This window comes from Roseibium polysiphoniae (assembly GCF_014842925.1).
GTDB classification, from domain to species: domain Bacteria; phylum Pseudomonadota; class Alphaproteobacteria; order Rhizobiales; family Stappiaceae; genus Roseibium; species Roseibium polysiphoniae.
In genome coordinates this window covers 103836-116295 of sequence record NZ_JACYXJ010000006.1, presented here as the reverse complement: position 1 = coordinate 116295, position 12460 = coordinate 103836, and the positions used below count along the sequence as shown (strand labels likewise).

The window sequence follows — 12460 nt, the reverse complement described above, 5'->3', positions numbered from 1 at the left end:
AGGCGTGGCATTTGATTTATCGGAATTCGGTGTAACCCCGGCTGGGCAGGACGCCGTGCGTCCTTTTGCGGTCGAGGGGCTGGATGTGCGTGGGCGTGCGATCACCCTGGGACCGGTGGTCGATAGCATTCTGGAAAGGCATGCCTATCCCGAACCGGTCTCGCGTCTGCTTGCAGAGGCGATCGTCCTGACCAGCCTGCTCGGCACCTCGCTTAAGTTTCAGGGGCGGTTCACCCTGCAAACCCAGACCGATGGACCGGTGTCCATGCTTGTGGTCGATTTCTCGTCGCCCGAGGCGATTCGTGCATGTGCAACTTTCGATGAGGAGTTGGTCGCAGCAGTGATCGAGGCTGGAGCGGCGACACCGGAGCGGTTGCTCGGTCGTGGCCATCTCGCGATGACCATCGATCAGGGCAAGCATATGCAGCGCTACCAGGGCCTGGTTGAACTCGACGGCATTTCGCTGGAAGAGGTTGCACGACGCTATTTCGCGCGCTCGGAGCAGATCCCGACGGAAGTCCGGCTTGCTGTCGGTGAATTGTATACGCGCACGCAAGGCGGCGGTCCCAACCATAAATGGACCGCAGGCGGTGTCATGGTGCAGTTCCTGCCCGAGGCTCCCGAGCGCATGCGCCAGCCCGATCTGGATCCAGGCGATGCACCGGCCGGAGCCGACGTACACATCATCGATGAAGATGATGCCTGGGTTGAAGCCAAGGCTCTGGTCGACACGGTCAAGGACGTCGAGTTAACGGACCCGTCCGTAAGCGTGGAGGAGCTGCTGTTTCGGTTGTTCCATGAACGCGGTGTCCGGCTCTTTGACCCGCAGCCGATTGCAGACCAATGCAGCTGCTCGCGCGAAAAAGTCAAAGGCATTCTGACAAGCTTCAGCGCTGAAGAAGTTGATCAGATGACCGTTGACGACAAGATCGTCGTGAAGTGCGAATTTTGTAGTGCAAGCTACGAATTCGACGAGATCTGATACCAGATTTATTTCTAAATATTTCTCGATAGCATTCCTGCGACGAGGCGACACAAATTGCGGTCTTGCCAAAGGCGCATAAGCCGTGAATATCGGGGGATCGAATTTTTTGCGGTGCGGGATGAGCCAAGAGGCCCTCCGCGCCGTAAACTTGGGTGAGCCCAGTCGGAAGGATCTTCATGTTGCAGTCTGTTGAACAAAGCGACAGCGAGAAGAAGGCACCCGTAGAATATGCGGAAATGCCGGCGCCCAAGCCGTCAGTGGGTCGCGCGAAGCTGATCGCCAAGGCAATCCTTCAAGCCGTGCTCGCCTTTCTGGTGCTCTTCGCCGCCTTCAAGGGCATGAACTATCTCGTGAACACGAAACCGGAGGTCGCCAAGCGTCCGGTCACGGAGAAGTCCTATGCCGTCGAAACCGCCACCATCGTGCAGGGTGACTATACCCCGTCCATAAGCGTCTACGGCGAGGTAACCGCCGGGCGTCAGGTGGACCTTCGAGCACTCGTTGCTGGCGAAATCGTCGCCGTCAATGACGAGCTGAAGGCAGGTGGCATTGTCGCCAAGGGCGACGTTCTTGTGTCAATTGACAGGTTTGAATACGAAGGCGCATTGACGGAAGCCAAGGCCAATCTTGCTGAGGCAAAGGCTGGACAGGTTGAAAACCGCGGGCGTGTCGAGCTCGAAAAGGCCAACGTGGTTCGCGCGCGAGAGCAGCTGGAGTTCGCCCAGAAGGATCTCGAACGTGCTCAGGATCTTCTCGAAAGAGGATCTGTGACCGAACGCACGGTCGACGAGAGAAATCTGCTTGTGTCCCAGCGCCAGCAAAGTCTCGAGCAGAGACTCAACACGCTTGCATTGGAAGAAGCCAAGGTTGAGCAGCAGGAGGCCGTAATCGAGCGGCTGGAATGGCGTCTGGAGGACGCCGTGCGCAAGCTGGCCAACACCGTGTTGAAGGCGCCCTTCGACGCCATCGTTCGCTCTGAAGCCGCTCAGGTTGGCCGGCTGACGAGCGCAAATGATGTCGTGGCCTCGATCTACAGCAGTGATGAGCTGGAAGTTCGTTTCACTCTTTCGGACAATCAGTATGGCCGCCTTGTTGCCGAAAGCGGCACAGTTGTCGGCCGACAGGCTGAGCTCGAGTGGTTCCTGGGAAATCAGCCCTTGCTCTATACGGCGGAGATTGACCGGGTGGGAGCCGATGTTGCCAGCACGCGCGGCGGCGTCGATGTTTTCGCGATGATCGATGTGACGCCGCAGCAGACACCCCTGCGACCGGGGGCCTTTGTTGAAGTGACGGTGCCCGATCAGACCTATTCCGGCAGCTTCCGGATCCCCGAGGCCGCCTTCTACGGCGAAGGAAAGGTCTATGTCGTCGACGCGGAAAACCGCCTGGTCGAACGGCGGGTCAAAGCCTTGGCTTTCGATTCAGGCTTCATTCTTGTCCAGGGTGATCTGAGCGACGGCGAAACGGTGCTGGCAACCAGAGTGCCGGAGGCCGGTGAGGGCCTCCTGGTCCGCCCTCTGGAAAGTCAGGGCACGGCTGATTCAAGCCAAACCGACACAGCGAACAACTAGGGGATCACGTCATGCCGCTTCATGCTGAACCCCGCGGTTTCCTTCAGACCATCGTTCGACATCCAAACGCTGCCAACCTGATCATGGTCATCATGGTTCTGTTTGGTGCCTTTGGTCTTTCCAAGCTGAACACCCAGTTCTTCCCGACTGTGAAGACGGACCGTGTGACAGTGACCATCAGCTGGTCCGGGGCCAGCGCGGAGGATGTCACCTCCAACATCCTCGAGGTGATTGAGCCCGAACTTCGCTTTATTGATGGCGTCGATGAAATCGTCTCCTACGGTCGCGAGGGCGCAGCGACGGTCATGCTGGAGTTCGTTGAAGGCTCTGACATGCAAACCGCGCTCTCGGATGTCGAGATGGCGGTGGCAGGCGTCACCACCTTGCCCGAGGATTCCGAGACCCCTGTGATCTCTGCGTCCACCTTCACCGACAGTGTCGCAACTCTTGCCATTCGCGGTCCCTTTTCAGAGCAGGCCCTCAAGGTATTTGCACGCCAGATACGCGACGATCTGCTTGCCCGTGGGATCGACAAGGTCGAGCTCGGCGGTTACCGGGCTCCCGAATATGTGGTCGAGATCCCGGAGCGCGAACTTCGCCGTCTCGATCTGACCGTTTCCAACGTCGCCGACCTGGTAGCGGACAACACAGTCGACATTCCTGCCGGCAGCCTTAACGGATCGGTTGAGCGTCAGATCCGGGCGATGGCGGAAACCAAATCGCCCGAGAGCATTGGCCGTATCGAGGTCAAGTCGCTCGCGTCCGGTGAAAAGACGACGATTGCCGACATCGGCCGCGTTTATCCGGATTTCGAGGATGGTGCCCTTCAGGGGTTTTCGAATGGCACACGTGCGATCGAGATCGATGTCCTGAGGGTCGAAGCGACGGACACGCTCAAGGCCGCAGCTATTCTTGATGAGTATCTGGAAGACATCCGCCCGCAGCTGCCTCCAACGCTGGAAATCCTCAAGTACGATGTCCGAGCGGACGCGGTTAAAGGCCGAATTTCTCTCCTGGTTGAGAACGGACTTAGCGGTCTGGTCCTGGTCGTCGGCATCCTGTTTTTGTTCTTGAACGCCCGCATTGCACTCTGGGTCGCAATGGGCATCCCTGTCGCCATGATGGCGACGCTCGGGATCATGTGGCTGGCGGGCGAGAGCATCAACATGATCTCTCTCTTTGCCTTGATCATGATGCTTGGTGTGATTGTTGATGATGCCATCGTGGTGGGCGAGCATACGGCGACGCGTCTGGCGCTTGGTGACACGCCGGATGAGGCGGCGATCAGGGGCGCCAACACGATGCTGGCGCCGGTCATCGCCGCCGGCGCGACAACGGTTGCGGCATTCCTGCCCATCTTGTTGATCAGCGACGTTCTCGGTCAGATCATGGGCACTTTGCCGGTTGTGGTCGTCTCCGTTGTCATAGCATCTCTAATCGAGTGTTTTTTCATCCTGCCCGGGCACCTTGCACATGCGCTTGGCAGCCGCTCCGGCTGGACTTGGTGGCGGGTGGTCATCTTGGCCGGAGCTCCGGCATTGTTTCTTTCCGGGCTTGCGAGCCGGCCGGACCTGTCCGTGCCGCCTTATCTTGATGCCATCGCTGTACCATTGCGCGGACTTCACGATCTGGCGGGTGGTTTCGGCTTCGAGCTTGTTTTGATCGTGATCTGTTTTGCCGTCGCGGTCGCCGTGGAGTCTCTCCTGCAGGTTCTGCGCAGGCGAAAAGCTGGCAAAAACGTCGAGGGGACACCGGGTTGGTTCCGGCGAAGCTTTGATGCCGGCTTCGATTGGTTCCGGGACAATCCTTTCCATGGTGTGGTCCGTCTTGCTGTAAACTGGCGGTATGTCACTCTGGCTCTGGCCATTGCCTGTCTGATCATGGCGGCGGGCTTGATGCGCGGCGGGCGTGTTGGTTTCACGTTCTTTCCCTCACCCGAAGCTGAAAACCTGACCGCCTCGATCTTCTTCCACGCAGGTATTCCTGAGGCCGAAGCGATCGACAGCGTCGCCCGCATCGAGGCTGCCCTGCGGCAGGCCGAAACCAATATCACCGCCGAGACTGGCGAAAAGCTGGTTGTTGCGAGCTATGTGACACTGGGGCAGAGCGGCAATAACCGCGGCGACAATGTCGCCAATATCAATGTCCAGCTGACGCTTTCTGAAGAGCGGACGATACGAACGCCGCAGATTGTTCAGGCTTGGCGAAGTGCCGTTCCCGAGATCCCTGGCGCGTCGCGAATTGCGATCGCCGAGCGGAGAGGAGGACCTCCCGGGAGGGACCTTGATATTCGCTTGACCGGCGCACCTCTTCAGGATCTGAAGTTTGCCGCCATCGAGCTGCAGGAAGAGCTTTCCGGCTTTCCAGGAACCAGTGGCGTCACCGATGATCTTCCCTACGGCAAACCGGAACTCCTGATCGAACTGACACCGCGCGGCCGTGCGCTCGGGTTTTCCGTGGAAAGTGCTGCCCGTCAGATCCGCAATGCCTTCGAGGGACGGATCGCGCGCCGGTTCGCGGAAGGGGACGAAGAAGTCACGCTGCGCGTGAAGCAGGATCTGGAAAGCGGCGGCAGCGAGACCCTGAGGCGCCTGTCACTGCGCACTAGCGCCGGAGAATTCGTTCCGCTGACCGAAGTCGTGCAGCTGACTGATGCTCAGGGCTTCTCCGTGATCCTGCGTCGGGACGGTAGGACCGTCGTGACGGTCGTGGCCGACGTCGACAGCAAGATCACGTCAAACACCGAGATCATTCAGGAGCTCAGCAAGTCATTTTTGCCGGCGCTTGCCGACGAATACGGGCTGACCTATTCGTTTGCGGGCAAGGCGGAGGAGCAGTCGACCGCCTTCAACGATCTGATGACCGGCGTGGCAATGGCCGTTGCAGGCATTTACATCATCCTGGCAGCGATCTTTGCGAGTTACGCACGCCCCATCGTGGTCATGTCGATCATTCCGTTTGGGATCGTTGGCGCCATAACGGGCCACTATCTGATGGGCTTTAGCGTGACCATCTTGAGCCTGATCGGTCTGCTCGGGCTGGCGGGTATCCTGGTGAACAACTCGATCATTCTGGTTGCCCGCTTTGAAGAACGCCGGGCGACCGGTGAGGACGTCACCGAAGCCGCCATTCGATCGAGCTGCGACCGTCTGCGGGCGGTCTTCCTGACCTCCCTCACAACGGTGGGTGGATTGCTGCCGCTGATGTTCGAGACGAGCCTTCAGGCACAGTTTCTGTTGCCGATGGCCATCACCATCGTCTTTGGTCTGGCGACGGCAACCGTGCTGGTTCTCATGCTGGTGCCGGCGCTCTTGAAGGTCGGCGATGATCTCTCCGGGATTGTTCTTTTGCGGCGCCAGGAAGGGAAGCCGCCAACTGCTTCCTCTTCGACGGACATCGCACCGGCAGAATGATGAGTGGGCGCACCTCGGGCTGAAAAGCTCAGAGGCCGGTCTGCCCCTGGATCAGTGCTTTGGCAAAGTCGGCCGTGGCCTTCGCAGCTTCTGTGATGTTGCCGTCGAGCGTCGCCGGAGACTTGCCGCGGGGGCCAAAGTCGTGGTTGCCATCCTCAAGGTAGTGGACAGAGACCTTCTCCGGCAATGTGACTGCGTCAACTTCAGCCTTGGAACCAAATGGATCCCGCTCGCCTTGCAGGATCTGAACAGGGCGTTTTGCTTCTTCGAGTGGAGAAAGGCGCCATTCTGCGTCCGCTTTACCGGTCGGGTGAAAAGGATAGCCGAAACAGGCGACCCCAAGCACACGCGCTGGCAACGAAGAGCCTCCTGCAAGCATGGCCGCGACACGGCCACCCATGGACTTGCCACCAATCAGGATTGGTCCTTTTGCTTCACCGAGGACCTTTTGAAGCGCCGTCTGGAATTCGCCGATCAACTTTTCCGCCTTGGGCGGTGGACGTTTTGAGCCGCCAGTGCGTCTTGCGGCCATGTAGGAAAACTCGAAACGGGCCACTGCCAGGCCTTCCTCTGCGAGGTGGTTGGCGAGCCGGGTCATGAACGTTGAATCCATGGCGGCGCCCGCGCCGTGGGCCAGCAGCAAGGTGGCAATCGGCGGCGTTTCTGGCTGAGTCCAGAGCATTTCGGACATGGTGTGGCGATCCGTCTCGTCTAAAGGTCCGTCGGAAGTGACAAAGTGTGACCTGAAAAGTTTGGTCGGGCGTATTATGTTTCACGCGCAACTTCAATGGCTGTCGGTCAGTGGTCAACGACAGCAACGGGACAGGTAAACTGGAAATGGCTGATCTGGATATCGGAACCGTCCGCCTTCTGGCCTTCTCGAGCATCTTCTTGGTGATGTCGGTCGCCGAACTTCTGCTGCCACGGAGAGATTTGTCTGTTGGTCGCCTGTCTCGTTGGCCGACAAATTGGTCGATCGTTGTTTTGGACGCAGTGCTCGTAAGGCTCATTTTCCCGATCAGCGGCGTCGGTCTCGCGATCTGGGCTCAGTCCAATGATCTCGGTCTGTTCAACGCATTTGGCTGGCAAGGATGGCTTGTCGGCGTCGCCGCATTTCTTGTTCTTGATTTCGCTGTCTGGTTTCAGCATTGGGCTGCGCACAAGGTGCCGCTTCTTTGGCGCATGCATCAGGTGCATCATGCGGACGGAGACGTGGACGTTACAACGGCACTTCGCTTCCACCCGCTGGAGATCCTGCTGTCATTTGTCTGGAAGGGATTGCTGATTGTCGCTCTCGGTGCGCCGCCAGAGGCTGTTCTCGTGTTTGAGATCGTTCTCAATGGAGCAGCGATGTTCAATCATGCCAATGTAACCCTGCCGAAGCCGATTGACGCTGTCCTGCGGCTGATCATCGTGACGCCCGACATGCACCGCGTACACCACTCTGCTGACTGGGTGGAGACAGATTCAAACTACGGATTCAACCTCTCGATCTGGGACAGATTGTTTCGCACCTATATCGATCAACCGGCCAAGGGGCATCTTGGTATGACCATCGGTCTCTCCGATGACATGACGGCTGGGGCTCGCAAGTTGCCCTGGAGCTTGATGCTGCCATTCCGTCCGCTGAGGTCCCGGCGTCAGTAGAAGCTCAGGGGAAAATAACGAAGATAGAGCTCGCGAAACGTACCCTTTTGAGCAAGCTGTCGCAGTGCGTAGTCAATGGCTTCCGCTCGCTCTATGTCCTGCTTGCGCATGGCAATCGACAGACCGGTGTCGAAATACCCCGGCTCCAACCATGGACCTCCGGCAAAGGTGCAGCAATTTTGGGATGCTTCGCTGTTGATCCAGATTGAGAGGGCCAGGCCATCGCCGAAATGCGCATCCGCTCTGCCGTCTTTAACGGCGAGACGTGCCTTTGAAAGATCCGGGTAGGTGAGAAGCAGTGCCTCCGGCCAGAACTTGAGCGCAAAGCGTTCATGACGTGACCCGGCCTCAACGGCGATCTTGACCCCGTCCATGGCTGTTTCATCGAAGGGCGCATTCTCAGCCTTGCGCGTCACGAAACGTGCAGGCAGTTTCAGGTAGTCCGCAGAGAAACTCAGCTGCTCGGATAAGCCGGGGGAGGGCGCCAGACCGGCAATGATGGCGTCTCCTTCTTCTTCAACCAGTGCCGGCACCAATGCTTCAAATTCCTTGATCCTTAAAGAGCACGAGCTTCCCAGCTCTATGCAAATCGCCCGCGAGAGGTCGACGTTGAAGCCTGTGAGGCGGCCACTGGCATCGCGGAAAACAAACGGCGGAAAGTCATCGCTCGCAAGGAACTGTATCTTTTCCGGGAAACTGTTCGGACGGTCATAGACGCCCTTGGGGTTCCAGAAGCTGGGCACCACCGGATCATCGGTCGCGGGCTCGGTCGCGTGGCTCGGATGAATGAGTGCAATTAAAGATAGAAATGCCGGAACGACATAAACTATTGCGCGCATAACGTTCATGTGGCCAAATGTCCCTCAGGGGTTGTTGCGTGTTTAGGGGAAGTACGACTCGCACCGGTCCTCTGGCTGCTCGGGGGGTATGGTAGTGCATGAGTCCTATTCAGGCGAGTTGGAGATCTTGCGACAGCGGGGCATCGCAGACAGCGCTCTCAGCGCCGCACGGCGAGAGGCAGAGAAAATCGGTATTTCCGCTGCCGAGTACTTGGTCAAACGGGCAATCGTTTCGGAAGCTGCGATCTACAGCGCGCTGGCTGAACATTGCGGCGTGCCGTTTGTTCCCGAAATGGGGTTTCGTCCGCAATCTGTAAACAGCATACCGCTCGGTCTTGGAAGTCTGGACAACGGACCTCTGCTGGTCGGCGTCAGTGCAACCAGCCCCCACTACGTCATTGCGCCCGCGTACTCGCAGTTTACGCAAGTTAGGGCGCACCTGCAGAAGTTTCCCGATTTGGCCGGCCAGATCCGGATCTCGACACCGAGTGCGATACGTCACGCGAGCACTGTGATGAATGCACCCTCCGGCGACCTGGAAAGCAGGTTTCCCGAGTTCAGCGCGAAGGTTCGCTTTTCAAGGACGCAATTCGTGACGTTTGCGGTTGCGTTTCTCGCGTTTCTGGTCGGCCTTTTGATGCCAAAAGCGGTCTTGTTCTATGGCCTCTCCTCACTCTTTTCCATGGCCTGCGTCTTGACCGGTCTCGCGCGCTGGCAAAGCGCACGAGCGACCGAAGATGACAGTCTCGATCTGGTGTTGCCAGTTGCGCTCACGAGCCCGTTGATCCGGTGGCCCGCTTATACGGTCCTCGTTCCGCTCTATCGCGAGGCCAGGATTGTTCCCGAGCTTGTGGAGGGGCTTCGCCGATTGGACTATCCGACCTCCCGGCTCGAGATAAAGTTCCTTCTGGAGAAAGAGGACAAGGAGACGCGCGAGGCCTTCGCGGGCCACCTCGATCCTCATATGCATGTTGTGGTCGTGCCCGACGGGTTTCCAAGAACAAAACCGCGGGCCCTGGCCTATGGGCTTGAACTCGCGCAAGGCGAGTTCATCACGATTTTCGATGCAGAGGATCAGCCGCAGCCCGATCAGCTGAAGAAGGCGGCTCTCTTCTTTTCGCTCGGCCCCAAGGAACTGGCCTGTCTGCAGGCCAGGCTTGCCATCGACAATTTCGATGAGAGCTTTTTCTCGCGGCAGTATGCGCTTGAATACGCTTGCCTTTTTGACCAGCTTATTCCCTGGTTTCACCAGCTGTCCTGGCCGTTCCCGCTCGGAGGAACTTCAAATCACTTCCGCAGATCCATCCTCGATAGTGTCGGCGGTTGGGACAAATACAACGTTACAGAAGATGCTGATCTGGGCATTCGCCTTGCCAGGTTCGGTTACATTTGCGGTGTCTTGCCAAGCACGACTTACGAGGAAGCGCCGCTGCAATGGCGCGCTTGGCTATCCCAGAGAGCCAGATGGTACAAGGGCTGGCTGCAAACCCTTTGCGTTCATCTGCGCGACCCGGGGCGCACCTGTCAGGAAATCGGCCTGACACGGCTTATGGCCATATCTTCCATGATCGGGGGAAGCTTTGTCATGATGGCGCTCCACCCCTTCGTGGTACTTGCGTGTCTTGGCTATGTCTCGGGTTTGCTGCCGTGGCCGTCGAGCCACGGCTTCGCCGGTGAACTCTACCTGGCGCTATGTACCTGCGGTGCGTTGTTTGGATACATCGGCGCAGCTTTTGCCACACTGCGTGCCGGCAGGCGCCGCGGGTATCGGCCGAACTTCTCCGATATAGCTTTGCTGCCGGTCTATTGGCTCTTCACCAGCCTGGCCTTTTACCGGGCTGTTTGGGAGTTCGCCGTCAAGCCCTTCGAGTGGAACAAGACCGAACATGGCTTGTCCCGGCAGCGGGTCAAAAGCGGGAAAGGCAAAACGAATTGGAGCGGGTGAAGGGAATCGAACCCTCGTCTTAAGCTTGGGAAGCTTCTGCTCTACCATTGAGCTACACCCGCATGCGAGGTTTTGTGCGCCTTTGATGGCCGCGCTGTCAAGGTGAAGCATTTCTCCGGTCTTTGTTCTCCTCATGTCGATTGAGTGCGCACCATGTCGGCGCGGGGAGCTGGGTGGAAAGCCATATCCACCCTTGCGCTCACGGACATCAACCGCCATTTTCACCTCGATTTTGCTCCCGCTATCGAACGACAGGGTGAACCACGGCATGCGCGACAAATTGAAGGCGCTCACGGGATCGCGTGAGTGGGAACTGGCCATCGTAGGGCTGATTGTCATCAATGCGATCACATTGGGCCTGGAAACCTCCACAGCCGCCACAGAAGCGCTCGGTGGCGTGTTGACGGGCTTCGACCGCTTCATCCTGATGGTCTTCGTCGTGGAGATCAGCCTGCGGATCGTGGCCAACGGGTTTCGCTTCTTCAAGGATCCCTGGAACCTCTTCGATTTCATCATCGTCAGCATTGCCCTCGTCCCGACGAGCGGGCCATTTGCGGTGCTGCGCGCTTTGCGTATCCTGCGTGTTCTGCGTCTGATTTCCGTCGTGCCGTCGCTGCGCAGGGTCATCGGCGGGCTGGTTTCCGCGCTGCCCGGCATGGGCTCTATCGTGGTTCTGATGGCACTGGTTTTCTATGTCTTTGCCGTCATGGCGACCAAGCTTTACGGCGAGGCCTTTCCGGAATGGTTCGGAAATCTTGGCCGGTCGATCTACACGCTGTTCCAGATCATGACGCTGGAAAGCTGGTCCATGGGCATCGTGCGCCCAGTGATGGAGGTCTTCCCGAATTCCTGGCTTTTCTTCGTGCCTTTCATCCTGTGCACGGCCTTCACGGTGTTGAACCTGTTTATCGGTATCATCGTCTCCGCCATGCAGGAGGAGCACGAGCACACCGCCGATGAAGACCGCAAGGCCATTCACACGGAAGCCGAGCATATCCTGACAGAGGTTCGCGAGTTGCGTGCCGAAATGGCGGAATTCAGACGCAGTCAGGAACAGGGACGGTAAGGCCGGATGTTGCTTACCCGATAGAAAACGTCTCGGCGGTCGTCATTTTCCGCCCGCTCATGCGTCCCCTTTCGAGAGGGAGAGATGCGGGAGACGGCGATGGGGTGGCGAAGGTTATCATGGGACGAGCGATATCGATTAGAACGCCTGGGGTTAGGCCTCACGCTGCTGGCGCTCGTGCTCTTGGTGTTGGCGTCTGTTTTTAGAGGCGAAAGGGCGGAGGGGCAGGACCTTGCGGAGCTATGGCAACTCCTGAAGGGCGCGATTCTTGTCGTCGTGGCACTGGAGCTTCTGCTCCGCTTTCTGCTGGAAGGTTTGCGTTTTTTCCGCTGGCACTGGAACCTCTATCATCTGAGCATCGCCGTCCTTGCGATCGGATTGAATGCACCGGCGATCCTTGTCTTTCGCTTGGTGGCCATCATTGGCTGGCCAGATGTCGTGGCTCGCTGGCGCCTTCCTGCCTTTGTGTTCCGTTGGTGCGGCCGTCTGCTGCGGGAGTTACTGCTCTCGCTCGGCCTTTTGGTTTCAGGGGTCTGTGCAGTGGCCGTCTTGGCAGTGGATCTGCTCGGCCATAAACATCCGGTCGAATTCGGCAGCTTCATCCGGGCGTGTGAAACCCTTTTTCGTCTGTGCCTGTCCGACCTTGCGCCCTGGTATGAGCTGTTTGCCTTGGCTGAGCGCGATCCGCTCGTCTGGCTCCCGGTCTGTCTGTTTTGGACGATCTTGCTCGTTGCTCTGATCAATCCGCTGTTGGGTTTGTCTTTTGCCGAGCTTGTGCAAACTGAAATCGAGCAGGAAGAGATTGATGAGGATCTTTCCGAGATGCGCCTGATGCGGCTGGAAAGTGAGTTGGTGAGCGAGGAAATCGCCGTTGAGGCGGAGGCCGAACGACTTCTGATCCGCCGGGAGACAGAGCGGGTTCTGCAGCAGATCGAAAAGCTCAAGCAGGAAATGGCGCACTACCGCGAGAGCCAGAGGCGTTTCCCGCGATAGC

Annotated in this window: 9 protein-coding genes and 1 tRNA gene; 7 read left to right on the top strand and 3 right to left on the bottom strand. The window is 58.3% G+C overall.

Annotation, left to right across the window (positions count from 1 at the left end; genetic code table 11):
• Window positions 1–4 precede the first annotated feature (4 nt).
• The 3 genes from IG617_RS16285 (at window position 5) to IG617_RS16275 (ending at window position 5969) form a co-directional block, all read left to right on the top strand.
• A complete protein-coding gene (locus IG617_RS16285; RefSeq protein ID WP_192110315.1) occupies window positions 5–982 on the top strand; it encodes an Hsp33 family molecular chaperone in 978 nt (325 codons plus the stop codon).
• Between the two features lie 179 nt (window positions 983–1161).
• Complete coding sequence (locus tag IG617_RS16280) at window positions 1162–2556, top strand: efflux RND transporter periplasmic adaptor subunit (protein WP_192110314.1); 1395 nt, start codon at window positions 1162–1164, stop codon at window positions 2554–2556.
• Window positions 2557–2567: 11 nt separating this feature from the next.
• On the top strand, window positions 2568–5969 hold the full coding sequence (locus IG617_RS16275; protein ID WP_192110313.1) for an efflux RND transporter permease subunit: 3402 nt from the start codon (window positions 2568–2570) through the stop codon (window positions 5967–5969).
• A gap of 28 nt (window positions 5970–5997) precedes the next feature.
• Here IG617_RS16275 and IG617_RS16270 read toward each other — a convergent pair whose 3' ends face one another.
• Window positions 5998–6660, bottom strand: coding sequence for an alpha/beta family hydrolase (locus tag IG617_RS16270; protein WP_192110312.1), 663 nt, complete (start codon window positions 6658–6660; stop codon window positions 5998–6000).
• Between the two features lie 146 nt (window positions 6661–6806).
• On the opposite strand from IG617_RS16270, the gene IG617_RS16265 reads away from it, so the two are divergent.
• Window positions 6807–7616 (top strand): sterol desaturase family protein, encoded by an 810-nt coding sequence (locus IG617_RS16265; protein ID WP_209008557.1) that lies wholly within the window; start codon window positions 6807–6809, stop codon window positions 7614–7616.
• Here the strand turns inward: IG617_RS16265 and IG617_RS16260 are convergent.
• On the bottom strand, window positions 7610–8464 hold the full coding sequence (locus IG617_RS16260) for a transporter substrate-binding domain-containing protein (RefSeq protein ID WP_209008556.1): 855 nt from the start codon (window positions 8462–8464) through the stop codon (window positions 7610–7612). The genes IG617_RS16265 and IG617_RS16260 overlap by 7 nt on opposite strands.
• Before the next feature lie 85 nt (window positions 8465–8549).
• Here IG617_RS16260 and IG617_RS16255 point away from each other — a divergent pair, with 85 nt between their 5' ends.
• Window positions 8550–10400 (top strand): glycosyltransferase family 2 protein, encoded by a 1851-nt coding sequence (locus IG617_RS16255; protein WP_209008555.1) that lies wholly within the window; start codon window positions 8550–8552, stop codon window positions 10398–10400.
• Here the strand turns inward: IG617_RS16255 and IG617_RS16250 are convergent.
• Window positions 10389–10462 (bottom strand) — tRNA-Gly (locus tag IG617_RS16250). The genes IG617_RS16255 and IG617_RS16250 overlap by 12 nt on opposite strands.
• Window positions 10463–10668: 206 nt before the next feature.
• Between IG617_RS16250 and IG617_RS16245 the strand changes: the two genes are divergently transcribed.
• Window positions 10669–11466 carry an ion transporter gene (locus tag IG617_RS16245; RefSeq protein WP_192110310.1) on the top strand — a complete coding sequence of 266 codons (798 nt, stop codon included), beginning with the start codon at window positions 10669–10671 and terminating at the stop codon, window positions 11464–11466.
• Window positions 11467–11550: 84 nt separating this feature from the next.
• Entirely contained in the window at window positions 11551–12459 is a 909-nt protein-coding gene (locus IG617_RS16240) for an ion transporter (protein ID WP_338110004.1), read from the top strand.
• Window position 12460 lies beyond the last annotated feature (1 nt).